26 protein-coding genes are annotated in these 23,741 nt (G+C 65.3%); 17 read left to right on the top strand and 9 right to left on the bottom strand.

Annotated features, from left to right (window positions below; translation table 11 throughout):
* Positions 1 to 28: 28 nt before the first annotated feature.
* Positions 29 to 1,390, top strand: coding sequence for a flagellar basal body P-ring biosynthesis protein FlgA (locus I6F24_RS16520; protein ID WP_036027138.1), 1,362 nt, complete (start codon positions 29 to 31; stop codon positions 1,388 to 1,390).
* Positions 1,391 to 1,408: 18 nt separating this feature from the next.
* Here I6F24_RS16520 and I6F24_RS16515 read toward each other — a convergent pair whose 3' ends face one another.
* From I6F24_RS16515 to I6F24_RS16495, 5 genes are all read right to left on the bottom strand, one after another.
* On the bottom strand, positions 1,409 to 1,801 hold the full coding sequence (locus tag I6F24_RS16515) for a thioesterase family protein (protein ID WP_036009365.1): 393 nt from the start codon (positions 1,799 to 1,801) through the stop codon (positions 1,409 to 1,411).
* A gap of 184 nt (positions 1,802 to 1,985) precedes the next feature.
* The gene (locus tag I6F24_RS16510) at positions 1,986 to 2,189 is read right to left on the bottom strand and encodes a tautomerase family protein (RefSeq protein ID WP_025033847.1); all 204 of its coding nucleotides are present in this window, start codon (positions 2,187 to 2,189) and stop codon (positions 1,986 to 1,988) included.
* A 126-nt stretch (positions 2,190 to 2,315) separates the two neighbouring features.
* Positions 2,316 to 3,836: a histidine--tRNA ligase gene (hisS, locus tag I6F24_RS16505; protein WP_225151010.1), complete on the bottom strand. Its 1,521-nt coding sequence runs from the start codon at positions 3,834 to 3,836 to the stop codon at positions 2,316 to 2,318.
* A 39-nt stretch (positions 3,837 to 3,875) separates the two neighbouring features.
* Positions 3,876 to 4,400, bottom strand: a complete 525-nt coding sequence (locus tag I6F24_RS16500) for a DUF2314 domain-containing protein (protein WP_225151008.1) — start codon at positions 4,398 to 4,400, stop codon at positions 3,876 to 3,878.
* Positions 4,401 to 4,704: 304 nt separating this feature from the next.
* Positions 4,705 to 5,787: a branched-chain amino acid aminotransferase gene (locus I6F24_RS16495; RefSeq protein ID WP_225151005.1), complete on the bottom strand. Its 1,083-nt coding sequence runs from the start codon at positions 5,785 to 5,787 to the stop codon at positions 4,705 to 4,707.
* Between the two features lie 337 nt (positions 5,788 to 6,124).
* Here I6F24_RS16495 and I6F24_RS16490 point away from each other — a divergent pair, with 337 nt between their 5' ends.
* Genes I6F24_RS16490 through I6F24_RS16480 form a run of 3 tightly spaced genes read left to right on the top strand, consistent with a single transcriptional unit; the run spans position 6,125 to position 8,804 of the window.
* Positions 6,125 to 6,667: a MarR family transcriptional regulator gene (locus tag I6F24_RS16490; protein ID WP_050991840.1), complete on the top strand. Its 543-nt coding sequence runs from the start codon at positions 6,125 to 6,127 to the stop codon at positions 6,665 to 6,667.
* Positions 6,664 to 7,395 carry a response regulator transcription factor gene (locus I6F24_RS16485; protein WP_036009315.1) on the top strand — a complete coding sequence of 244 codons (732 nt, stop codon included), beginning with the start codon at positions 6,664 to 6,666 and terminating at the stop codon, positions 7,393 to 7,395. Before I6F24_RS16490 ends, I6F24_RS16485 begins: the two co-directional genes overlap by 4 nt.
* 20 nt (positions 7,396 to 7,415) lie before the next feature.
* Positions 7,416 to 8,804 (top strand): ATP-binding protein, encoded by a 1,389-nt coding sequence (locus I6F24_RS16480; protein WP_036027128.1) that lies wholly within the window; start codon positions 7,416 to 7,418, stop codon positions 8,802 to 8,804.
* Positions 8,805 to 8,974: 170 nt separating this feature from the next.
* Here I6F24_RS16480 and I6F24_RS16475 read toward each other — a convergent pair whose 3' ends face one another.
* Both I6F24_RS16475 and I6F24_RS16470 read right to left on the bottom strand, forming a co-directional pair.
* Positions 8,975 to 9,505 (bottom strand): DUF3617 family protein, encoded by a 531-nt coding sequence (locus I6F24_RS16475; RefSeq protein ID WP_225151003.1) that lies wholly within the window; start codon positions 9,503 to 9,505, stop codon positions 8,975 to 8,977.
* A 46-nt stretch (positions 9,506 to 9,551) separates the two neighbouring features.
* Positions 9,552 to 9,851 carry a hypothetical protein gene (locus I6F24_RS16470; RefSeq protein WP_036027125.1) on the bottom strand — a complete coding sequence of 100 codons (300 nt, stop codon included), beginning with the start codon at positions 9,849 to 9,851 and terminating at the stop codon, positions 9,552 to 9,554.
* Between the two features lie 183 nt (positions 9,852 to 10,034).
* Here I6F24_RS16470 and I6F24_RS16465 point away from each other — a divergent pair, with 183 nt between their 5' ends.
* From I6F24_RS16465 to I6F24_RS16450, 4 genes are all read left to right on the top strand, one after another.
* Positions 10,035 to 10,496: a hypothetical protein gene (locus tag I6F24_RS16465; protein ID WP_225151001.1), complete on the top strand. Its 462-nt coding sequence runs from the start codon at positions 10,035 to 10,037 to the stop codon at positions 10,494 to 10,496.
* Between the two features lie 118 nt (positions 10,497 to 10,614).
* A complete protein-coding gene (locus I6F24_RS16460; protein WP_225144312.1) occupies positions 10,615 to 11,307 on the top strand; it encodes a ribonuclease T2 in 693 nt (230 codons plus the stop codon).
* A 123-nt stretch (positions 11,308 to 11,430) separates the two neighbouring features.
* Positions 11,431 to 12,291 (top strand): 23S rRNA (adenine(2030)-N(6))-methyltransferase RlmJ, encoded by an 861-nt coding sequence (rlmJ, locus tag I6F24_RS16455; RefSeq protein WP_036040013.1) that lies wholly within the window; start codon positions 11,431 to 11,433, stop codon positions 12,289 to 12,291.
* Positions 12,292 to 12,569: 278 nt separating this feature from the next.
* Positions 12,570 to 12,785 carry a cold-shock protein gene (locus tag I6F24_RS16450; RefSeq protein WP_008544396.1) on the top strand — a complete coding sequence of 72 codons (216 nt, stop codon included), beginning with the start codon at positions 12,570 to 12,572 and terminating at the stop codon, positions 12,783 to 12,785.
* Between the two features lie 70 nt (positions 12,786 to 12,855).
* On the opposite strand, the gene I6F24_RS16445 is transcribed toward I6F24_RS16450, so the two are convergent.
* Positions 12,856 to 13,479 (bottom strand): outer membrane protein, encoded by a 624-nt coding sequence (locus I6F24_RS16445; RefSeq protein WP_225140472.1) that lies wholly within the window; start codon positions 13,477 to 13,479, stop codon positions 12,856 to 12,858.
* A gap of 250 nt (positions 13,480 to 13,729) precedes the next feature.
* Between I6F24_RS16445 and uvrC the strand changes: the two genes are divergently transcribed.
* The 7 genes from uvrC (at position 13,730) to I6F24_RS16410 (ending at position 19,996) form a co-directional block, all read left to right on the top strand.
* On the top strand, positions 13,730 to 15,796 hold the full coding sequence (gene uvrC / locus I6F24_RS16440; protein WP_225147364.1) for an excinuclease ABC subunit UvrC: 2,067 nt from the start codon (positions 13,730 to 13,732) through the stop codon (positions 15,794 to 15,796).
* 97 nt (positions 15,797 to 15,893) lie between these two features.
* Complete coding sequence (gene pgsA / locus I6F24_RS16435) at positions 15,894 to 16,511, top strand: CDP-diacylglycerol--glycerol-3-phosphate 3-phosphatidyltransferase (RefSeq protein WP_036009286.1); 618 nt, start codon at positions 15,894 to 15,896, stop codon at positions 16,509 to 16,511.
* Positions 16,508 to 16,759, top strand: a complete 252-nt coding sequence (gene moaD, locus I6F24_RS16430; RefSeq protein ID WP_036009285.1) for a molybdopterin converting factor subunit 1 — start codon at positions 16,508 to 16,510, stop codon at positions 16,757 to 16,759. Before pgsA ends, moaD begins: the two co-directional genes overlap by 4 nt.
* Before the next feature lie 4 nt (positions 16,760 to 16,763).
* Positions 16,764 to 17,231 carry a molybdenum cofactor biosynthesis protein MoaE gene (locus tag I6F24_RS16425; protein ID WP_036027112.1) on the top strand — a complete coding sequence of 156 codons (468 nt, stop codon included), beginning with the start codon at positions 16,764 to 16,766 and terminating at the stop codon, positions 17,229 to 17,231.
* Positions 17,231 to 18,190, top strand: coding sequence for a 50S ribosomal protein L3 N(5)-glutamine methyltransferase (gene prmB, locus I6F24_RS16420; RefSeq protein ID WP_225150999.1), 960 nt, complete (start codon positions 17,231 to 17,233; stop codon positions 18,188 to 18,190). The genes I6F24_RS16425 and prmB overlap by 1 nt, the downstream gene beginning before the upstream one ends.
* Before the next feature lie 91 nt (positions 18,191 to 18,281).
* A complete protein-coding gene (locus tag I6F24_RS16415) occupies positions 18,282 to 18,866 on the top strand; it encodes a phage holin family protein (RefSeq protein WP_225150997.1) in 585 nt (194 codons plus the stop codon).
* Positions 18,866 to 19,996, top strand: a complete 1,131-nt coding sequence (locus I6F24_RS16410) for a YihY/virulence factor BrkB family protein (RefSeq protein WP_036027106.1) — start codon at positions 18,866 to 18,868, stop codon at positions 19,994 to 19,996. The genes I6F24_RS16415 and I6F24_RS16410 overlap by 1 nt, the downstream gene beginning before the upstream one ends.
* 47 nt (positions 19,997 to 20,043) lie before the next feature.
* On the opposite strand, the gene I6F24_RS16405 is transcribed toward I6F24_RS16410, so the two are convergent.
* Positions 20,044 to 20,883: a class I SAM-dependent methyltransferase gene (locus tag I6F24_RS16405; RefSeq protein WP_225147363.1), complete on the bottom strand. Its 840-nt coding sequence runs from the start codon at positions 20,881 to 20,883 to the stop codon at positions 20,044 to 20,046.
* 295 nt (positions 20,884 to 21,178) lie between these two features.
* Between I6F24_RS16405 and I6F24_RS16400 the strand changes: the two genes are divergently transcribed.
* On the top strand, positions 21,179 to 22,657 hold the full coding sequence (locus I6F24_RS16400; RefSeq protein WP_225133890.1) for an EAL domain-containing protein: 1,479 nt from the start codon (positions 21,179 to 21,181) through the stop codon (positions 22,655 to 22,657).
* Between the two features lie 15 nt (positions 22,658 to 22,672).
* Complete coding sequence (locus I6F24_RS16395; RefSeq protein WP_036009268.1) at positions 22,673 to 23,527, top strand: TIGR01459 family HAD-type hydrolase; 855 nt, start codon at positions 22,673 to 22,675, stop codon at positions 23,525 to 23,527.
* Positions 23,528 to 23,741: the final 214 nt, after the last annotated feature.

Below are 23,741 nucleotides of genomic sequence, written 5' to 3'. Positions count from 1 at the left end.
CCGGTCGTTGCCGATAGGGAGAGCAATCGTGAACCTCTACGCGAAACTTCTCGAACGACAGGCCGAGCGGCGCCCCATCAAAATCGGACTGATCGGGGCGGGCAAGTTCGGCGCAATGTATCTCCATCAAGTCCTGCGTACGCCGGGCGTCCATCTCGTTGGAATTGCTGACCTGTCCCCATCGCGTGCCCGCGAAAACCTGTACCGGGTGGGGTGGCGCCCGGAGCAGTTCGCCGCGACCTCACTCGGGGATGCTCTCAAGTACGGCACGACCTTCCTGACCGACGACTGGGAAGCGCTTGTGAAGTGCGAAGGCATCGAGGTGATCGCAGAGTGCACCGGCAATCCTGTCGCGGCGGTCGAGCACTGCCTCGGCGCCTTTTCTGCAGGCAAGGCCGTCATCAACGTGACCGTCGAAGCCGACGCCTTCTGCGGACCGATCCTCGCGCAGAGAGCCAGGCAGGCCGGCGTGATCTACAGCCTGGCCTATGGCGATCAGCCGGCTCTCGCTTGCGACCTCGTAGATTGGGCGAGGGCCTGCGGTTTTCCCGTCGTGGCAGCGGGCCGTGGCCACAAATGGCTGCCGCATTACCGGGAATCGACGCCCGAAACGGTCTGGGATCACTGGGGATTGTCTGCAGAGCAAGCTGCGCGCGGGGGCATGAATCCAAAAATGTTCAACGCGTTCCTCGACGGCTCCAAGCCTGCGATTGAATCTGCCGCGATCGCGAACGCAACCGGCCTGGAGGCGCCCTCGCATGGCCTTGCATTCCCACCGGGATCGGTCGACGACATCCCCACGCTGATGCGCCCCCGTTCGGAGGGCGGCATCCTGGAATCCAAGGGCCAGGTCGAGGTCGTATCCTGCCTGACGGCCGAAGGCAGGCCCATCCCCAACGACATCCGCAAGGGCGTGTGGGTCTGTTTCGAAGGCGACAGCGATTACATCCGCAACTGTTTCCAGGAATACAGCGTCGTCACCGATCCGAGCGGTCGTTACATGAGCTCCTACAAGAAGTGGCATCTCATAGGGCTGGAGCTTGGAATTTCAGTTGCCTCGATCGCTCTGCGCAATGAGGCGACAGGCGTCGCCACGACGTTCAACGCCGATGTTGCTGCCACAGCCAAGAAGGACTTGCGCGAGGGAGACATGCTCGACGGAGAAGGCGGCTACACCGTCTTCGGCAAACTGACGCCCGCCAGCACCTCCCTTGAAAAGCGCTATCTGCCACTCGGGCTTGCGCACAATGTGCGATTGACCAAGGCGGTAGCCAAAGACACGTGCATCACCTGGGCGGATGTGGCGATTGACGAGAGGCTGTCTGCCGTGCGTCTCCGCAGGGAGCAGGAAACGTCGTATTCGTCTCCAAAAGCGCGGAAGGTGGATTAGGCGAAATCCACAGCCGCGTTAAGCCCCGAGCCGCTTGTTGAACATCTCGACATTGACGAGCCCGCGGGCGTGGCGGCCTTCGCCGAGCTTGCGCGGGCCCTCGAATGCCTCAACCTCGAAGCGAATGACGCGGCGCTCGACCGCGACCACCTTTGCAGTGGTCCGCACGGTCGCACCGACGAGCGCGGCGGCAAGATGGCGGATGTCGACCTCGGTACCGACAGTGACCCAGCCCGGCTGAAGCGCTGAGCGGATCGCATCACCCGATGCCATCTCCATCTCCAGGATCATCATCGGCGTCGCGTAGACAAAAGGCATGCCTGACACGAAATGCCCGACGGTGCGCTCCACCGGGACCACCAGCGTGCGCTCGGCGCTCATGCCTGTTGTGATGAAGTCGCGTGCGTCCATGGACCCTCACACTCAGTGTCGTCCCGGACAAGCGCGCCTTAAGCGCGCGCCGATCCGGGACCCATAACCACAGGATCAAGTTTGGCGAAGGCTCGGAGTTACCAGCTGGCCCAATACCACTCCCTGTGGTTATGGGTCCCCGCCTTCGCGGGGACGACAGCGGTGAATGCAGAACCGTCGACCGCTACTTCTTCGCCGCCGCCGCACGCTCCACGAAGGTCTTGCCGCCCTTCATCTTGTGACGGAGCGGGGCTTCGTTGATCTGGATGACGACGGCGTCGGCATCGACGCCGAGATTCTTCACCAGCGCCTGGGTGATGTCGCGCATCATGCCGGCCTTCTGCTCGTCGGTACGGCCCTCGGCCATGCTGATGGTGATCTCAGGCATTCTTCTCTCCCTGCTGCCCTGCTGCTGTCGTCATGGCCGGGCTTGTCCCGGCCATCCACGTTCTTCTCTATCAAACAAGACGTGGATGCCCGGGACAAGCCCGGGCATGACGCGGCCTGCGAATAGCTAGCCCCACTTCACGTCATGGCGGCCCAGGACCTCGCGCACTTTTGCGACCAGATCGGCTTCGCTGCACGAGAACTGCGCCGGCCGGGTCTCGCGCCATTCCTGGTTGGAGGCGATCGCGGCGGCCGCCTTGGCGCCCTCGATCAGGTCCTTGACCTGCACTTCGCCGCGCGCCTTTTCATCCGAGCCCTGGATGATGACGCAAGGTGAGTTGCGGCGATCGGCATATTTGAGCTGGTTGCCCATGTTCTTCGGGTTGCCCAGATAGAGCTCGGCGCGGATGCCCGCGGTACGCAAGCTCGCGACCATCTTCTGGTAGTCGGCCACGCGGTCGCGGTCGAACACGGTGACGACGACCGGGCCGAACTCGGGCCGCGTGTCGAGCTTGCCGAGCAGCGTCAGCGCGGCCTGCAGCCGCGACACGCCGATCGAGAATCCGGTTGCGGGCACCGGCTCGCCGCGGAAGCGCGAGACGAGGCCGTCATAACGCCCGCCGCCGCCGACCGAGCCGAAGCGCACCGGGCGGCCCTTCTCGTCCTTGGTATCGAGCAGGAGTTCGACCTCGTAGACGGGGCCGGTGTAATATTCGAGGCCGCGCACGACCGAGGGATCGATCTTGATACGATCCGCACCATAGCCCGAGGCCGTGACCAGTTTTGCAATCTCTTCCAGCTCGCTGACGCCGGCCTGACCGACTTCGCTCTTGGCGAGATAGGTTTCTGCCGCGGCAATTGCTTCTTTCCAATCCTCGCGCGGCTTGGTGATGGCGAGAACAACATCGGCTTCCGCCGCGCTCAAATTGGCGCCTTTGGTGAAGTCGCCCTTGCCTTCCTCGCCGCCATCCCAGCGTCCGGGACCGAGCAGCTTGCGCACTTCATCCGCGGAAAACTTGTCGAGCTTGTCGATCGCGCGCAGCACGGTCAGTCGGCGCACCGCATTGTCCTCACCAGCGAGGCCAATGGCTTCCAGAACGCCGTCGAGCACCTTGCGGTTGTTCACCTTCACCACGTACTGGCCGCGCGCGATGCCGAGCGCCTCCATCGTGTCCGCCGCCATCATGCAGATCTCGGCGTCCGCCGCCGGCGTCGCCGAGCCGACGGTGTCGGCATCGAACTGCATGAATTGGCGGAAGCGGCCCGGGCCGGGCTTCTCGTTGCGGAAGACGTAGCCGACGCGGTAGCTGCGATAGGGCAGCACCAGACCGTCGGTGCCGTAGCGCTCACCGACATAGCGCGCGAGCGGCGCGGTGAGGTCGTAGCGCAGGCTGATCCATTGCTCGTCGTCGTCCTGGAACGAGAACACGCCCTCGTTGGGGCGATCCTGGTCGGGCAGGAATTTGCCGAGCGCGTCGGTGTATTCCATCGCCGGCGTTTCCACCGGCTCGAAACCGTAGAGTTCGTAGACGGCGCGGATCTTTTCGACCATCTCGCGCGTCGCCCGGATCGCGGCAGGGTCGCGATCCTCGAGCCCGCGCGGCAGGCGCGCCTTCAGTTTCTGGGGTTTTTTGGGTTTCTCGGCCATGCGGGCGTTTACCAGCCGCGGCGCGGGGCGGCAACTGCCCTACGGCTGCTCCATTCGCGCCCGGAGCGCGTCCGCGTCGGCCTTCGGCAGCGATTTCAGCGTCGGCTTGATGGTCTCGCCGCCGACGATCTTGCCGTTGCGCATGAACATCCAGTCCGAGATGTCGGCCTCCGCGAACTTGACCTTATCGCCGGCTCGCTTGCCCGGCAGATCGCGCGGCTCGTTGGCGAAGACGCCGGTCAAGGTCCCGTCGGGCAGCTTCTTCACCTCACCGATCCAGATGTGCTCCCCGCCCTTGCGGGTCGTAAAGCGCACCTTCAAAGCGTGACCAGACTCGGACGGCTTGGGCGATTCAAAGGAGGCCCAGAAGGTCGGCAGCGAGCCGCGGGCGCGAGCGATCGCGGTGTTCATCTCGGGATCGCCGGTGCGCACATCGACGATCGGCGAGCGGTCTTGCGCAGCAACCTCGTGCGTCGGGCCGACGGTCAGGATGCCGAAAACGCAAACGCCGGTGATGGCGGCGAGAACGACCCATTTCATGGGTTGGGAGAGCTTTGTTGCCATGATCGCGATGTCCGGGACGCTTGTTGTGTCCTGGCTTTGTCGCACGTCGGCAGCAGCACGTTCAGTGCGCAATAAGCCACAAACGTTGCGCTTTTTACCTCCCCTGGAGGGGGCCCGGGACGAGCGTAGCTCGCCCGTGGTCGGCTCGCATCTGAGCGTAGCGAAGATGAGAGACGGGGTGGGGTGAGGGTCTCTCCACATCGAACACTGCCCGTGTTGAGAGATCACCCCACCCCGCTCGCGCTGCGCGCGATCGACCCACGGGCGAGCTACGCTCGTCCCGGACCCCTCCAGGGGAGGGTGATCAAAACACCTTGCGGATCCAGTTGTGGGGATCGTTGGTGCGGCCGTACTGGATGTCGACGAGCTGCTTGCGCAGGCCCATGGCGACGGGGCCGGCGGCGCCGCCCGAGATGTCGAAATCGCCGCTGACCGAGCGCACCTTGCCGATCGGCGAGATCACCGCGGCGGTGCCGCAGGCGAAGGCTTCCTTCAGCCTGCCTGAGGCCGCGTCCTTGCGCCACTGCTCGAGCGTATAGGGTTCTTCGCGCACCGTCTTGCCGGCGTCGCGGGCGAGCGTGATGATGGAGTCGCGGGTGATGCCGGGCAGGATGGTGCCGAGCGGCGGCGTCGACAGCGAGCCGTCGTCGAACACGAAGAACACGTTCATGCCGCCGAGCTCCTCGATGTAGCGGCGCTCGACCGCGTCAAGGAAGACGACCTGGTCGCAGCCGTGCTGGATCGCCTCGGCCTGGGCGCGCAGACTCGCGGCGTAATTGCCGCCGCATTTGACCGCGCCGGTGCCGCCGATCGCGGCGCGCGTGTAGTTCTCCGACACCCAGATCGAGACCGGCGCGGGCCCGCCCTTGAAGTAGGAGCCGACCGGCGAGGCGATCACCGCAAAGATGTATTCGGACGACGGCTTGACGCCGAGGAAGGTCTCGCTCGCGATCATGAACGGACGCAGGTAAAGGCTGCCCTCGCCGCCCGGCATCCAGGCGCGGTCGATGCGCACGATCTGCTCGACCGCCTCGATGAAGACGTCTTCGGGCAGCTGCGCCATCGCCATGCGATCGGCCGAGTCCTTGAAGCGGCGCGCATTGGCGTCGGGACGGAACAGGTTCACCCCGCCATCGTCGCGCTTGTAGGCCTTCAGGCCTTCGAAGATCTCCTGGGCGTAGTGCAGGACCGCGCCGGCGGGATCGAGCTGGAAGTTGGCGCGCGCCTCGATTTTCGCCTCGTACCAGCCGCCCTTGGCCTGGTTGTAGCGGACGATTGCCATGTGATCGGTGAAGACCCGCCCGAAGCCGGGATCCACCAGCTTGGCGACGCGGTCCTTCTCGGGCGTCGGATTGGATGCGGGCTGGATGTCGAATGTCATGCTCATGTCCTTGCCTCCCGCTGCCGGTGGCGGCGCTGTTTCTCGCGCCCGCCTGCCCGTTCGGGCCCGGCTGGCTTGATTGGTTTCTGGCCGGACCGCCGCCAGCCATGTTACGGCCGGTTTCCGCAGCCAGCATGTCATCGAGGACATGCTTTTGCGGAAGGCGGAAGTCCAGTATGTTTTGCCGAAATGCCGCTCGACAATCGCACGGTAGATCTGCTTCGGCCGTCGCCGCCTGTCCGGCTCTCTCCGGCCGTCCTGCTCCGATGCCACCCGGCGCGAAACGATCTAAAATTTCGTGCGGGTCGATCGTTTTGTAACATTGAACCCAAGATACGTCAATATGCCTGACATAAATTTCGCGACTCCTTCTCAAGACGCTGCCGCGCCCCGGCCGGCCGCAGGCGATGGAGGCAATTTGCGCTGGGATATCATCGAGCTGCTGTTCTTCGCCTATCGCGATTTCGTCGGCGATCCCGACCAGGAGCTGGAGGCGTTCGGCTTCGGCCGGGCCCATCACCGGGTCATGCATTTCGTCTACCGCTATCCCGGGCTCAAGGTCGCCGACCTGCTCGACGTCCTGCGCATCACCAAACAGTCGCTCGGCCGGGTGCTGAAGCAGCTCCTGGACGAGGGCTATATCGTGCAGAAGACCGGCGACAATGATCGTCGCCAGCGCCTGCTCTACGCGACGCCGAAGGGCGAGGCGCTGGTGCAGAAGCTCGCCGGGCTGCAGACCACGCGGATCACCAGGGCGCTCGCGGAGATGGGTCCGCAGGACGCCGAGACGGTCAAGCGATTCCTGCGCGCGATGATCGACCGCGACGACCCGGACAAGGTGCTGGAGACGATCTTCGCTGCCGTCAAACAAGACGCCAAGGAGTGACCGTGCCGCTCGCTGCCACGCTCGCCCGCCCGCCGGTGCAACCGGCCGACGATGCCCCGCATCTCTTGCTGGTCGACGACGACCGCCGCATCCGCGACCTGCTCTCGCGCTTTCTTGCTAGTGAAGGCTACCGCGTCACCACCGCGGCGAGCGCCGGTGATGCGCGCTCGAAGCTGATGGGCCTGCATTTCGATCTCCTGATCCTCGACGTCATGATGCCCGGCGAGACCGGCTTCGACCTCGCCCGCTTCATCCGCACCTCGTCGTCGGTGCCGATCGTGATGCTGACGGCGCGCCACGAGGCGGAAGCCCGCATCGAGGGCCTGCAGATCGGCGCCGACGATTACGTCGCAAAACCGTTCGAACCGCGCGAGCTGGCGCTGCGCATCAACAACATCCTCAAGCGCGCCGCGCCGCCGCCGCAGGCCACGACGATCGAGAAGATCGCCTTCGGCCCCTATGTCTACCATCTCGAACGCGGCGAATTGCGCCAGGGCGAGGAGGTCATCCACCTCACCGACCGCGAGCGCGAGATGCTGCGGATTCTCGCGGAGACGCCGGGCGAGACCGTGCCGCGCAGCGCACTGACCGGCAATGGCAGCGTCAACGAGCGCGCCGTCGACGTGCAGATCAACCGCCTCCGGCGCAAGATCGAGACCGATCCCGCCAATCCGCTGTTCCTGCAGGCGGTGCGCGGCATCGGCTACCGCCTGGTGGCCTCGCCCTGAACCGCAGTGAAGCGCGCCAGATGAGCACGATCGATACCGGCCTGACGCTTCTGAAGAGCGCCGCCGGCCGCGTCTCCGCCGCGAACGGCTGGATGGGCAACGCTTTCAAGGGCTGGATGCCGACCGGCCTCTACGCCCGCGCGCTCCTCATCATGATCGTACCGATGGTGGTGCTGCAATCGGTCGTCGCTTTCGTGTTCATGGAGCGGCACTGGAACACGGTGACGCGCCGCCTGTCGGCCGCAGTGGTTCAGGACATCGCCGCACTGATCGACGTCTACAAGGGCTATCCGCAAGATAAGGACCGCAACGAGATCCGCCGCATCGCGCAGCAGCGGCTCGGCCTCGTCGTCGATTTCCTGCCTGCCGGCGACATGCCGCCGCCGGGACCAAAACCGTTCTTCTCGCTGCTCGACCAGACGCTGTCGGTGCAGCTCGGCCGCCAGATCGGCCGCTCGTTCTGGATCGACACGGTCGGCCGCTCCAACCTGGTCGAGATCCGCATCCAGCTCGACGACGCCGTGATGCGCGTGTTCGCGCAGCGCAGCGCCGCCTATGCCTCGAACTCGGAGATCTTCCTGTTCTGGATGGTCGGCACGTCCTCGATCCTGTTGATCGTCGCGGTGCTGTTCCTGCGCAACCAGATCAAGCCGATCCTGCGCCTCGCCGATGCCGCCGAGAGTTTCGGCAAGGGCCGCGAGGCCCCGAATTTCCGCCCCCGCGGCGCGCGCGAGGTGCGGCGCGCGGCCGTCGCCTTCCTGGAGATGAAATCGCGCATCGAGCGCACGATGGAGCAGCGCACCGCGATGCTCGCCGGCGTCAGCCACGATCTGCGCACCATCCTGACCCGCTTCAAGCTCGAGCTGGCACTGATCGGCGACAGTCCCGAGCTCGAGGGCATGCGCAAGGACGTCGACGAGATGTCGATGATGCTGGAGGATTACCTCGCGTTTGCCCGCGGCGATTCCGGCGAACAGTCGCAGCCGACCGACATGGCGCAGGCACTCGAGGAGCTGCGCAGCGATGCCGAACGTCACGGCCATACCGCGACCGTCGCCTTCAACGGCCTGCCCGTGGTGACGGTGAAGCCGGCCTCGTTCAAGCGCTGCCTCGCCAACCTCGTCACCAACGCGGCGCGCTACGGCAAGAATATCGCCATCACCGGCCAGCGCGATCACCGTTATTTGACCGTCACCGTCGATGACGACGGCCCCGGCATTCCCGCGCACTTGCGCGAAGAGGTGTTCAAGCCGTTCCTGCGGCTGGACAACGCCCGCAACCAGGACGAAGGCGGCACCGGCCTGGGGCTCGCGATCGCCCGCGACATCGCCCGCTCCCATGGCGGTGACATCACGCTGGGCGACAGCCCGATGGGGGGATTGAGGGCGAGCGTGCGGATACCGGTGTAGGTGGGGTCTTCCCTTCTCCCCTTGCGGGAGAAGGTGGCGCGAAGCGCCGGATGAGGGGTATCTCTCCGCGCGTCCAAGCCTCATTGAATTCGCGGAGAGAAACCCCTCACCCGTCTCGCCGCTTTGCGGCGATCCACCCTCTCCCACAAGGGGAGAGGGAAAGAGTACACCTACTTCGGCAGCAGCGCCTTCAGCTTGTCCATGTCGCGCGTGTTCATCTTGAAGCCGCCGGGCATGACGATGTCACCGGGCTTCTGACCCGGCTTGCAGGCCCCGAGCCACTTGGCTTGCAGCGTCGTCGTGCTATCGCGCCCCGCCGCACCGGCAACGCCGCCTTTTGCGTGCGAAGTGGTCTTCACCGTGTAGGCCGAATTGAAGTCGCCGGTGATCTCGGCATGCGAGGTCGTGCTGACGCCAGCGACGCTGCACTCGGAATCGCTGACATAGCCGGTCGCGGTCTTCTTGATCTCCTGCTTGGCGCAGATCTGCTTGGCCATCGGGGAGACGTTGTTGCTCATCTCCTTGTCGACGGTCTCATCGGTGCAGTGCTGCATGGTCATCTCGGGCACGGGCGAGCCCGATGTGACCAGCTTCATCTCCCAAAGACCGGCCTTGCGCAGCGGCAGTTCGTCGGCGCCGGCGCTGCCTGCCGACAATGCGAGGCAAAGCGTCGAGCCGAGCAAAGCGAGTTTGCGCGTCATGAGGGAAGCTCCCGGCTGAGAGAGGTGCGGCGCCTACGACAGCGCCTCAGTACAGTGTGCGGATCGGCCGGTCGGCGGCGCCATAAGGCACCCAGCGGCACGAGAACGAGATGTAGCCGCCCTCATAGCCCTGCACGGCCAGGAATTTCGCCACCTTGCCGTAGCGGGCGCAATGATCGACCGCGACCTGGCGCGCATCGACCCGGGTCGCCATCGAATAGGCGATGATGCCGCCGGTGTCGTTGCCCTTGAACGGCGGCACGTAATCGGCGCGCGCCGACTGGCTCGCCATCATGCCTGAGACAACCAGGCTGGCAAGAAGGCCCGCGGCCGCAATGATTCGCATTCCCGTCACTCCAATTGGCTGGCGCCAGTTTACGGTGCCGCGACGCACGTGAAAAGAACCGAACCCCTGTTGGCCGCGACACTTGGTCAAGTCCTTGCGAAGTGTTGCCGCGCTGCACTTGACCTCCCCCAACCTTCGCGGCACCGTCCGGCCTTCGCAAGACCTTAGCTGCCCGGATTGATCATGCGCGCCCCCTTCGAGAAATCGCTCCGTTTCGCCGCCGTGCTCGGCCTCATGTTCGGAGCATTGTCACTCGGCAAGGCCAGGGCCGCCAATCCGCTGGAGCTGAATTTCTGGCTGAGCGGGCCGCGCTATGACGGCGCCGTCGCCCCTTGCGACTGGGCTCTGCCGAGGATCGTGCACGAATTCGCCGAAAAGGAATCCAAGTTCTGGAATTCTTCGTTGCAGATCACCGGCTTCTCCGCCGTTCGCGAAACCGCGTTCCGGCCCTGGCAGTCCGACAACATTCCGCGCCGCTATTGCACCGGCGAGGCCATGCTCAATGACGGCAAGCCGCGCAAGGTGCATTTCTCGATCATCGAGGATGGCGGCTTTGCCTCCTACGGCAACGGTGTCGAATGGTGCGTCGTCGGCGTCGACCGCAACTGGGCCTACAATCCGGCGTGCCGCGCCGCCAAGCCCTGATCAACAGCGGCGGATTCGGGCTGATCAGCCAGTCGATGGCTGCTGCCCCAATTTTGTTCTTGAAATGTTCCCATTGCCTGCTAGGCTGTATTGCACAGTCTAGTTGAGGGGCGTTGTCATGTTTCACTCCAGATTGCATTCGTTGTCCCGCCTGATGATCTCACTGACCCTCGCTGCGGGGTTGGCCACCCTCGCGGGCGGTGCGAAGGCACAGGACAAGCGGCAGAACGCCCCGGGCGAGTTCGATTTCTATGTGCTGGCGCTGTCGTGGTCGCCCTCGTTCTGCGAGGAAGCCGCCGAACGGGGCGGCCGGTCCCAGATGCAATGCGGCGGACGGCCCTACGCCTTCGTGGTGCATGGGCTGTGGCCGCAATACGAGAACGGTTTTCCGGAGTATTGCCAGCGCCCGGCGCCGCGGCTGAACCGCAACATCGTCTCCTCGATGCTCGATTTGATGCCGGCGCCGGGCCTGATCTTCAACGAATGGGACAAGCACGGCACCTGCTCCGGGCTGGAGGGCCGCGGCTATTTCGAGATGATCCGCAAGGCGCGCGCTGCGATCAAGATTCCGGCCGAATATCTCGATCTGGCGCAGGCCAAGACCGTCGCGCCGGCGGAGGTCGAGGAGGCCTTCATCAAGGCCAATCCGGGTCTCAGCAATGCCGCCGTCTCGGTCACCTGCAACCGGACACGGCTGTCCGAGGTCCGCATCTGCCTCAGCAAGGACCTGCAATTTCGCGCCTGCGACGAGATCGAGCGCCGCGCCTGCCGCCGCGACCAGGTGACGATGCCGCCGATCAGGGGCGGGTAGCTCAGTCATTGCGAGCGCAGCGAAGCAATCCAGAGTGCCTCCGCGGACGCATTTCTGGATTGCTTCGCTGCGCTCGCAATGACAGGGGTTAGGATCGCGCCAGACAACGTAGTCCTCTCCGCCATGAACTACCGCCACGCCTTCCACGCCGGCAGCTTCGCCGATGTCATCAAGCACATCGTGCTGGCGCGCATCCTCACTTATCTGCAGGACAAGCCGGCAGCGTTCCGCGTCATCGACACCCATGCCGGCGCCGGCCTCTACGATCTCGACAGCGACGAGGCGCGCCGCGGCGGCGAATGGCTGACCGGCATCGCGCGGCTGCTGCAGGCGCGCCTGTCGAACGAGAGCGCAGCGCTGACGAAGCCTTATCTCGACATCGTCCGCGCCTTCAACCCAAAGGGGGAGCTCAAGGCCTATCCGGGCTCGCCGTTGATCGCGCGCGGCCTGCTCAGGCCGCAGGACCGGCTCGTCGCCTGCGAGCTCGAGCCGAAGGCACGGAAAGCGCTGATCGATGCGCTGCGCCGCGACGAGCAGGCCCGCGTGGTCGACCTCGACGGCTGGGTGGCGCTGCCGGCCTTCGTGCCGCCGAAGGAGCGGCGTGGCCTCGTGCTGATCGATCCGCCCTTCGAGGCCAAGGACGAGTTCGAGCGGCTCGGCGAAGCCTTCTCGGCAGCGTTCGCGAAATGGCCGACCGGTATCTACGTAATCTGGTATCCCGCCAAGAACCGGCGCGCCACCGACACGCTGGCGCAAACCGTGGCGCGGCTCGCAGCTGCAGCAAAGCCGCCTGGAAAATGCCTGCGCCTCGAATTCAGCGTCGCGCCGCAAGCCGACAGCGCCGCCCTCACCTCCACCGGTCTCCTGATCGTCAACCCGCCCTACACGCTGCACGGCGAGCTCAAGACCATTCTGCCGGAGCTGGAAATACCGCTCGGCCAGGGCGGTGCTGCCAGATTCCGGCTGGAGGTGCCCAAGCCTTAGCGCCAAGCATTGACGCCAAGCCGTAACACTCCGGCATTCTTGGGAAAAATATGCAGGACCGGTAGTCAATCTGCAAAGAACCGTATTATGCTATTTCCGTGACTGGCTTTACGTTCCGCTTCCGCGAATGGTTGCGGCGGAGTGAAGGCCCTAAGAAAGATCCCGCCGGACCGATCAGGTCCGTCCAAGGATGGCCAGCTCCCGGGCTCCGTAAGGCCCGGTCATGTCGCGACGTGAGTCTGCGTCGCGACGGAGGAGCAATGAGGGGGAGTTTCCCGATGGCCATGACGGGAACGGTCAAGTTCTTCAACGGCGAGCGCGGCTACGGCTTCATCAAGCCTGACGACGGCGGTCGCGATGTTTTCGTTCACATCACCGCTGTGGAGCGGGCGGGACTGAAGGACCTCGCCGAAGGACAGCGTATTACTTTCGAAGTCGAACCGGACAAGAAGGGGAAGGGACCGAAGGCGGTCAATCTGGTGATCCTCTCCTAGCAAGCCTGGCGAAAAAAAATCCCGGCCGCGAGCGGCCGGGAGGCTGGTCCGGTATTTTCTTCTTTGGATGTCAGAAGCGATAGTTCACGCCTGCGCGGACAACGTTGGCGCTATAGCCGTTTGACACGCCCGTGATTGCGAACTGGCTGGTCGACAGATCGATGTAGAGATATTCGAGCTTGGCGCTCCAGTTCGGCGCGAGGCCGACTTCCGCACCGGCGCCGATGGTCCAGCCGGCACTGGTGTGCGACTCCGACCAACCGAAGGTTTGTGCGCGCAGCTCGCCGAAGGCGAGACCGGCGGTGCCGTAGAACAGCACGTTGTTGAACGCATAGCCGGCGCGGCCGCGCAGGGTGCCGAACCACGGGTTGGAGAACTTCCACGGCGCAAACGTGTCGTCGGCGCCGGCGGCCTGGATGTCGCCCTCGACGCCGAACACCCACGGGCCGTTCTGGAAATTGTAGCCGGCCTGCACACCGGCGACGAAGCCGGACGGCTTGGTGGGGTTGTTGTCGACCGAGCCCCATTCATAGCCGATATTGCCGCCGAGATAGGGACCCGCCCAGCTATAGGCATTAAGCGGCTGATTGACGGTATAGGGCGCGCGCTGCCCGTAACTGAGATCGGCGGCCTCTGCCGAAGCTGTCCAGCCGGCTGCAACCAACGCGGCTGCGCCCACAACGAGCCTCTTCATCACTCACTCCAACGCCACTGTCGCAACCCGAGCGATGCCCGCGCCGCCGCGCGAGCAAAACCGCATGGTTACGGAACCAAGAGCTTTTCGCGTAGGATTTATCGAGAGTTTTAAGTTAAAGGGCTGTTAAGCCGGGTTACCGCCCGCTTAACAGACTTAAGGAAGCGTTACCGGGAGCTGCCCGCCATCCTCTGTGCGTGCCGCATGGCAGGAACTTCAAATCAGTCCCCCCAGCGCCTAAATTCGTCCCATGGTTCACGATTCCCCCGACAATCCGGACGACCGCGCGCGCAAGGCGCCGCCGGCTGCGAGCGACACGCCGCCCGAGCGGCTGGCCGGGCCGGACGTAGATCCCGCGGCGGTAGGGGGCGATGACGAGGACGATGCCCTGCTGCCGGACATCCTGGAAGAGAGCGGCGCCGTCGGCGAAGGCCCGCTCGCGACCGGTCACGAGGCGATCGAGCGCGCGGTCCGCCTCGCACCGACCTCGCCCGGCGTCTATCGTATGCTCAATGCGAACGCCGACGTGCTCTATGTCGGCAAGGCCAAGAACGTCAAAAAGCGCCTGTCCAGTTATGCGCGCCAGAGTGCGCCGCTGCCGGCCCGCATCCTGCGCATGATCGCGGCCACCGTCACGGTGGAGATCGTCTCGACCACGACCGAGACCGAGGCGCTGCTGCTGGAAGCCAACCTGATCAAACAGCTGCGGCCGCGCTTCAACGTGCAGCTTCGCGACGACAAGTCGTTCCCCTACATCCTGATCACCGGCGACCATTGGGCGCCGCAGATCCTGAAACATCGCGGTGCGCAGACCCGGCCCGGGCGCTATTTCGGCCCGTTTGCCTCCGCCGGCGCGGTCAACCGCACCATCACGGCGCTGCAGCGCGCGTTCTTGATCCGCTCCTGCACCGATTCCTTCTTCGAGAGCCGCACCCGGCCCTGCCTGCTCCACCAGATCCGCCGCTGCGCCGGACCCTGCACCCGGGAGATCGATTTCGGCGGCTATTCGACGCTGGTGCGCGAGGCCAGCGATTTCCTCTCCGGCAAGAGCCATGCGGTGAAGCAGGAGCTCGCCGGCGAGATGGAGAAGGCCTCGAACGAGCTGGAATTCGAGCGCGCCGCACTGTACCGCGACCGCCTCGCCGCGCTGTCGGCGATCCAGTCGCAGCAGGGCATCAATCCGCGCACGGTGGAGGAAGCCGACGTGTTCGCCATCCACCAGGAGGGCGGCTTCTCCTGCGTCGAGGTGTTCTTCTTCCGCACCGGCCAGAACTGGGGCAACCGCGCCTATTTTCCGCGCGCGGAGAAGAGCTTTACGCCGGAGGAGGTGCTGGGGTCCTTCCTGGCGCAGTTCTACGACGACAAGCCGCCGCCGAGGAACATCCTGCTCTCGCACGATATCGAGGAGAGCGAGCTGCTCGCCAACGCGCTATCGATCAAGGCTGGCCACAAGGTCGAGGTCACCGCGCCCAAGCGCGGCGAGAAGAAGGAGCTGGTCACCCACGCGCTGACCAATGCGCGCGAGGCGCTCGGCCGCAAGCTCGCGGACACCGCGACGCAAAGCCGGCTGCTCGAGGCCATGGCCGCGACGCTGAGCCTGCCGCACGTGCCCAAGCGCATCGAGGTCTACGACAACAGCCACATCCAGGGCACCAACGCGGTCGGTGCCATGATCGTCGCCGGTCCCGATGGCTTCGTGAAGAACCAGTACCGCAAGTTCAACATCAAGTCGGAAGGGATCACGCCCGGCGACGACTTCGCCATGATGCGCGAGGTGCTGGAGCGCCGCTTCAAGCGCCTGATCAATCCGCCCGAGGATGCCGCCAAGGAAGGCAACAAGGCCAAGGACGACGATTTCCCGCAATGGCCCGACCTCGTGATCATCGACGGCGGCCGCGGCCAGCTCAACGCCGTGCGCGAGATCTTCGCCAATCTCGGCCTGACCCAGGTCTCGCTGATGTCGGTCGCCAAGGGACCGGACCGGGATGCCGGCCGCGAGACCCTGTTCATGCCGGAGCGCGAGGCGATCAAGCTGGAGCCGCGTGATCCCGTGCTCTATTTCATCCAGCGGCTGCGTGACGAAGCCCACCGCTTCGTCATCGGCTCGCACCGCAAGCTGCGCAAGAAGGACATCCGCGAGGCTGGTTTGCAGGAGATTCCGGGCATCGGCCCGTCACGCAAACGTGCCTTGCTGCACCATTTCGGAACCCTGAAGGAGATCGAACGGGCCTCGATCGCCGATCTCGGCAAGGTTCCGGGGGTGAGCGCTGAGAGCGCGCGCAGGATTTTCGAATATTTCCATCCCCAACCGGGATGAACTAAAGGGGGACCGCAGTCATATGATCGTCGTGTCCGCACCTCATTTGGGGCGCGGGACGGTTGACGTTCAGGCAGCAGCGGTATTGGTAGGACGGATGAACATCGCCACCACACGAGGGACGACCAGCCGCGCGATGTCCCTCCCCAACATCCTGACCTATGGCCGGATCGCCGCGATCCCGGTCGTGGTCGGATGCATCTATGCGCAGTCGATTCTGGATCAGCCGCTCTGGCTGCGCTGGCTCGCGGTCGCCCTTTTCATCGCCGCGGGGGTGACGGATTACCTCGATGGCTATTACGCGCGGATCTGGAATCAGCAATCGGCTTTCGGCCGCATGCTCGATCCGATCGCCGACAAGCTACTGGTCGCCTCCTGCCTGTTGATGCTGGCCGCGGACGGCATCATTCACGGCTGGTCGCTATGGGCCGCCATCGTGATCCTGTGCCGCGAGATCCTGGTCTCGGGCCTGCGCGAATATCTGGCTGCGCTCCGTGTCAGCGTGCCCGTGACCAAGCTTGCGAAGTGGAAGACCACGGTCCAGCTGGTTGCGATCGGCTTCCTGATCGCCGGCCCAGCCGGCGATCAGGTGGTGCCGGTGGTCTCGATGATTGGCCTCGCGCTGCTGTGGGCTTCGGCGATCCTCACCATGTACACCGGCTACGACTATTTCCGCGCCGGCATCCATCACCTCATCAAGGAGGACGAGGGATGAAGGTGAAGTATTTCGCCTGGGTGCGCGAGCGCGTCGGCAAGGCCGAAGAGACGATCGAGCCTCCCGCGAGCGTGCGCACCGTCGAGGAGTTGATCGCCTGGCTCTCCGGCCAAAGCGAAGCCTATGCGTACGCGTTCGAGAAGCCGAAGGTGATCCGCGCCGCGATCGACCGCGCTCACGTCAAGCAGGACGCCGCCATCGCAGGCGCCCGCGAGATCGCGTTCTTCCCGCCCATGACCGGCGGCTAGCCTCATGACCTGCCCCGTCACCATCCGTATCCAGGAAGACGATTTCGACATCGCGCGCGAGATCTCGGTCCTGACGAGCAGCCGGACCGATATCGGCGCTGTGGTGACATTTTCCGGCATCTGCCGCGCCGACGAGGACAGCGCCACGGTCGCCGCGCTGACGCTCGAACATTACCCCGGCATGGCGGAGGAAGAGATCAGGCGCCACGCCGACGAGGCCGTCTCGCGCTGGCCGCTCAACGGCATCACGGTGATCCACCGCGTCGGCCGCCTGATGCCGGGCCAGAACATCGTGCTGGTGGTGACCGCCTCGCAGCACCGACAGGCGGCGTTCCAGGCCGCCGAGTTCCTGATGGACTATCTGAAGACCAGCGCGCCGTTCTGGAAGAAGGAAGAGAGCGCCACCGGCACCGGCTGGGTCGAGGCCCATGCCCGTGACGACGAAGCCGCCGCACGCTGGACCAAATCCTGATGGCCAAGCCAACGAAAAAGACCGCGCGCGGCCGCGCCGCGCCTAACCTCGCGAAGGTGGGACCCGGCGAGCTTCTCACGCTGCTCGACTTCGTCCGCTATGCGGTGAGCCGCTTCGTCGAGGCCAAGCTTTCCTTTGCTCATGGCACGACCGACCCCGTCGCGGAAGCCGCGTTCCTGATCTGCGAGGCGCTGCATCTCAATCCCGACCAGTTCGAGATCTTCGCCAACGCGCGCGTCAGCGCCGCGGAAGGCAAGACCCTCCTTGACCTCATCCATCAGCGCGTCACGACGCGCAAACCGGCCGCCTATCTCGTCAACAAGATCTACATGCGCGGCCTGCCCTTCTATGTCGACGAGCGCGTCATCGTTCCGCGCTCCTTCATCGGCGAGCTCCTGGAGTCGCATTTCGGCGCCCACGGCGAGGCCGGATCGCTGATCGACGACCCGACGGCGGTCGAGCGCGTGCTCGATCTCTGCACGGGCTCGGGATGCCTTGCGATCCTCGCCGCGCATCATTTCCCGAACGCCACCATCGACGCCGTCGACATCTCCAAGGGCGCGCTCGAGGTCGCTGCGCGCAATGTCGGCGAATACGGGCTCGAGGACCGCATCAGCCTGTATCGCGGCGATCTGTTCGCCCCTCTCGGCGGCAACAGATACGACCTGATCATCACCAACCCGCCCTACGTCGACGCCGAGGGCATGGCGGCATTGCCGCCGGAGTGCCGGGCCGAGCCGAAGCTCGCCTTCGATGGTGGCGCCGACGGTCTCGACGTGGTGCGCCGGATCCTACGCGATGCGCCCGACCACCTGACGGCGGATGGCGGGCTGATTTGCGAGATCGGCCGCGGCCGCGAGCTGGTCGACGAGGCCTTTCCGGAACTGCCGCTGCTCTGGCTGGACACCGAAGATTCCGAGGGCGAGGTGTTCTGGATCGCGGCCGCCGATCTCGGCTGATTCATCGCGGCCGATCACGCTCCGTCGGAACAAGTCAAATATCGCCACGTTCATCCCCCGATGAATTTTCTCGTCTTGGGAGGATGTCCGCATGCTCGCGCCATCGGGCGAATTGCTGCGCGCCGGGATGGCGCTCAAGCTCAATCACGTCAAACGCGCTGCTCAATCCTATCTGCGTGACCAGACCAGCCAGGCCACAGGCAAGGTGACATCCTACGCGGTGGCCGGCGGGCTGTTCGCGGTCGCCGGCCTGTTCGTTGTCGCGGCATTCTTCGTCGGACTGATCGCCCTGTACCGCTGGGTCGGGATCACTTACGGGCAGTTCTGGGGATTTGGCGCCGTCGCCGCAGTGCTGCTGGTGCTGGCTGCGGTCTGTGCCGGGGTGGCCATGGCCCAGATGCAACGCAAGGCCAAGCCGGTCGTGCCGCTCGCGAGCCGTCTGCGCGTGGCGGTCGCCACGCCCCGGATCCCGCGTGGAACGGTCAAGGAGGCGGTGAAGGAGGTCGCAACGACGATTCCCCTCGCGCCGCTCGCACCGGGCGAGCGCGGCGGCATCAAGACCTGGCCGGCTCGCGCCAACCGTCCCGTGCAGCTCGGCCTGATGCTCGCGGCGGTCGGCCTGGTCGGGCTGACGGCCGCCCGGCGGCGACGCAACAGGCATAGTCTGGAGGCGTGATGTTGGCGCGGCGCCCCGAACAGATCGACTCCTGGCTGCTGGTGGCGGCAACGGCCGTGTTCGTGCTGACCGCGGAGCGCTACTTTCAGGATTCCGGCCTGGCGAGGCCCGGGCCTCCGCAACACCACCGCAAGGGCGAAGCGAATTCCCCGGAAACGCACCCGGCCGGTGCGGCGATGCAGCCGGGCCGCGGCCGCCGGGCGAAAAGCCCGTTCGAGATCCCCTGGGCTGGCTGGAAGGACATTTTCTGGCGGACCTATCAACGCATCGACGAGGATCGCCTGCTCGCGACGGCGGGCGGCGTCGTCTTCTTCGGGCTGCTCGCGCTCTTCCCCGCAGTCACCGCGCTCGTCTCCTCTTATGCCCTGTTCGCCGATCCCGCCACGATCAGCGCCAATCTGCACACGCTTGCGACCATGCTGCCGGAGGGCTCGTTCCAGATCGTCGAGGACCAGGTCGCGCGCGTGGTGTCGAACGGCAATGCGACGCTCGGCGTCACCTTCCTGGTCGGCCTGCTGCTTGCGATCTGGAGCGCCAATGCCGGCGTCAAGGCGATCTTCGACGCCCTCAACGTCGCCTATGAGGAACGCGAGAAGCGCAGCTTCATCCGGCTGAACATGGTCTCGCTGGCCTTCACCGTCGGCGGCATCGTGGCGCTGCTGTTGATGGTGGGAGCCGTCGTCGCCTTCCCGCTTGCGCTCAATCATCTCGGCATGGCGCCGGAAAGCAAGCTGATCGTGGCGCTGGCACGATGGCCGCTGCTGTTCATCATCCTGCTGGTCGCACTCGCCATCCTCTATCGCTTCGCGCCGAGCCGCGACGCGCCGCGCTGGCAATGGCTGAGCCTCGGCGCCGTGATTGCCGCGATCCTCTGGATCGCAGGCTCCGCCCTGCTGTCCTGGTATCTCTCTGAATTCGCCAATTACAACGCAACCTACGGCTCGCTGGGCGCGGCGATCGGCCTGATGACGTGGATGTGGATGTCGGCGATCGTCATCATGTTTGGCGCCGAGCTGAATTCGGAGATCGAGCGGCAGACGCTGCGCGATACCACCACCGGGCGGGCGAAGCCGCTCGGCACCCGGGACGCCGTCTCCGCCGACACCGTCGGCGCCACCGCGCCATTTTGATCGGTGGCGGTCGGGCCGAAGCTGGCCCGACCGCCACCCAGGCGCGATCAGCGCTTGGTTATCACGGCTTCCAGATATTCGCTGTGCACCACGATCGTGCCGTCATCGGCGTGGTTGAACTCTTCGAGCAGCGTCAGGAGATCGCGCGTCAGCGCGGCCTGGCCGCTTGCGTCGAGCGCGGCAAACGCCTTCAGCGTGGGACCGTAGTAGGTCTTGAAGATGTCGAGCCAGTGGTCCGGCGAACGATAGCGGAACACGAACATGCGCGGCTCGGCGGCGATCTCCGCGGCCACGCCGCCGAACATCTCCTCGAGCCGTGCCGGTGTGCCCCACATGGCGGGCGATTTCACCCCGGCCGGCGGCGGCAAATGCTTGCCGATGGTCTTGAACAGCTGGCCGATAAAGCCTTGCGGCGTCCAGTTGGCGAGACCGATCTTGCCGCCGGATCTGCAGACCCGCGCGAGCTCGGAGGCCGCCTTGTCCTGATCCGGTGTGAACATCACGCCGAAAGTGGAAAGCACGACGTCGAAGGCGGCATCCGCAAAGGGCAGCGCCTCGGCATCCGCTTCGCGGAACTCGACGGCGAGGTGTTCGGCCATGGCGCGCTCGCGCCCGCGCTTGAGCAGCGCCGGCACGTAGTCGGTGGATGTGACGTCACACCAGCGCCGCGCCGCCGCCAGCGTCGCATTGCCGTTGCCGGCTGCGACGTCCAGCACCTTGCTGCCGGCGCGCAGGTCGATGGCCTCGCAGAGCTGTTCCCCGACGATCTGCAAGGTGGTGCCGACCACGGCATAATCGCCGGACGACCAGGCGCCGTGCTGGCGCTGCTTGACGGCGGCAAGATCAGGTTGGGGGGCGGCTGGCTTGAGCGCGGCGGATGTCGACATGGCAATCTCCTGCGGTTGAAAACGCCGGGACGATAGGGCGCATGCGGCGCGCTGGCCTTGAGGGCGGCATGATTTTCCGCTGAGAGCGTCTTGATTTCCGCACCTGAGCCGGCAGACGTGTGACGAAACGCTTTGGGCGCGCGGGCCTGAATAGGCTCCGACACAGTCCTATCCCCTCGAATCAACAATGATGTTAGGCTGATCGAAGCTTGGGGGAGCATGAGGCGTGACGAGGTCGAGCGACCCGTGTTTTCCCCGGGTGAGGCAGTCAGCTCTTAAAGGCATAACGCGCGGCATGATTCGCATTTCGACGATCTTCATCGCCATCTGCATGGTCCTGGTCGCGGCCTCGCTCGGGCTCGTGCTCTATTCGGTCGCTGGCATCAGCGGAACGGAATCGGCGATCGTGGCGCTGACCGCGCTGACCTTCCTGATCCTCTACAACGCGGTGTCGATGCGGCTGCGCGACCGCAGCGACGTCGGCGGCCAGATCGCCGATCTCTCGCGCGGCACCGCCGACCTCGCCCGCCAGGTGGCCGAGTTCGGCCGCCGGCTGGCTGCGGTCGAGAGCCGCATCGCCGCGTCCAATTCGACCAATTCCGACCGCATCCAGTCGGTCATCGGCGAGATCAACGAACTTGGCGGATTGGTCAGGCAGCTCGCCACCACCGTGGCGGCCCATGAGGATCTGCTCGCCGGCCACGCGCCGGCCCCCGCACCCGCCCCGGTCTCAAGGCCCGAGCCGGAAACGCCGATCGATCTGGCTGCCCCCTTCGAGGAGAAGCCGCTCGCTCCTCCTCCGCTTCCGCAGCCCCCGCCACGGCCGGCGCCGCCGACGGTGCAGGTCCAGGCCGCCCTCCCGGTTCAGACCGCAAATGGACGCAACCAGACCCAGTTGCTGGCGACGCTGCGAAATGCGGTCGACGAGAACCGCATCGACATCTTCCTGCAGCCGATGGTCACGCTGCCGCAGCGCAAGGTGCGGTTCTACGAGGCGGTGACGCGCCTGCGCGACGAGCGCGACCAGCTGATCGCCGCCGAGGAGTTCATCAGCATCGCGGAAGCCTCGGGCCTGATCGGGCGCATCGACAACATGGTGATGCTGCGCTGCGTGCAGGTGCTGCGGCGCCTGATGGTGCGCAACAAGGACGTCGGCGTGTTCTGCAACGTCGCGGCGTCCACGCTGGGCAATTCCACCACCTTCGCGCAATGTCTCGATTTCCTCGAAGCCAATCGCGCGCTGGCGCCCTCGCTGGTGCTGGAGTTCAAGCAGTCGACCTTCCGCAATCTCGGCCCCGCCGAGACCGAGAACCTCGCGGCGCTCGCCCAGCGCGGCTTCCGTTTCTCCATCGACCATGTCACGGATTTGCGCATCGAACCGCGCGAGCTGGCCGATCGCGGGGTCCGCTTCATCAAGGTGCCTGCCGCGCTGCTGCTCGATCCCAAGCAGGCCTCCGCCTCCGACATCCACCCGTCCGACCTCTCCGACCTGCTCGGCCGCTTCGGCATCGACCTGATCGCCGAACGGATCGAAGGCGAGCGCGCCGTGGTCGACCTGCTCGACTATGACGTGCGGTTCGGCCAAGGGTTCCTGTTCGCGCCGCCCCGGCCATTGCGGCCGGAGGGGGCATCTGCTACCGGCGGGGCCTCGCCGAACCAGGCGCAGGACATTCAGGGATCCAATGGCTCCGCCACACCCAGCTCAGGCGCGACCTCTTCGGCGCCTCCGCCCCAACGCATCACCGGAAACGCAGCGCTCGCGCGCCGCATCTGATCGGCCGCGCACGTCATGACCGCGCTGCATTTTGCCGAAGGCCTGCGCGAGCTCGTGGGCGGCGTGGAGGTCGTGCTCAGCGATATCTGGGGCGTGGTCCATAACGGGCTGGAATCCTTCCCCGAAGCCTGCGAGGCGCTGCACACCTATCGCAGCCGCGGCGGTACGGTAATCCTGATCACCAACGCACCGCGCCCTGCCGACTCCGTGCAGCGGCAATTGCGCAAGCTCGGCGTCCCCGATGAGACCTATGACGCGATCGTATCTTCAGGCGACCTGACCCGGCTCTACGTCGCCGAGCATCCCGGCCGCAAGATGTTCTGGCTCGGCCCCGAGCGCGACAACTCGATCTATCGCGGCCTCGATGCGGTGACCGCGCCGCTGGAGCAAGCCGATTATATCGTCTGCACCGGCCTCTACGACGACGAGACCGAGACGGCGGAAGACTATCGCGGCATGATGCTGCAGGCGCGCGAGCGCAAGCTGACGCTGGTCTGCGCCAACCCCGACATCGTGGTGGAACGCGGCGACCGGTTGATCTACTGCGCCGGCGCCATCGCCGAGCTCTACCGCGAGCTCGGCGGCGAGGTGATCTTCTACGGCAAGCCGCACCGGCCGATCTACGAGCGCGCCATGGCGCTTGCCGGCGAACGCCAAGGCTACCAGATCGACCGGAAGAAGGTGCTGGCGATCGGCGATTCCGTCCGCACCGACTTAACCGGCGCCCGCGAATTCGGCATCGACTGCCTGTTCGTCACCCGCGGCATCCATGCCGAGGAGTTCGAGGGCCTCGACCAGCTCGACCCGAATTCGGTCATGGAGCTGTTCGGCCACCCGCCGAAGGCGCTGATGCGCGAATTGAAGTGGTGACGGCGGAGCGCGCGCAGCTGCAATGGACTTAGACCAAAGGGCAAGCCTCAGACGCCGTCATGGCCGGGCATAGCCGTCCGAAGGACGGCGTCGCTTGCGCTCGCCTATGACCCGGCCATCCACGTCTTCCTTTTTTTGCATCCAAGAACGTGGATGCCCGGGACAAGCCCGGGCATGACGTTCCAAATGGAAAATTGTTGTCCGGCGAAGAGCG

The organism is Bradyrhizobium sp. BRP23 (genome assembly GCF_020194135.1).
Classification (GTDB): Bacteria; Pseudomonadota; Alphaproteobacteria; order Rhizobiales; family Xanthobacteraceae; genus Bradyrhizobium; species Bradyrhizobium yuanmingense.
The sequence above is the reverse complement of the archived record's forward strand: the minus strand, read 5'-3'. Positions and strand labels throughout refer to the sequence as shown.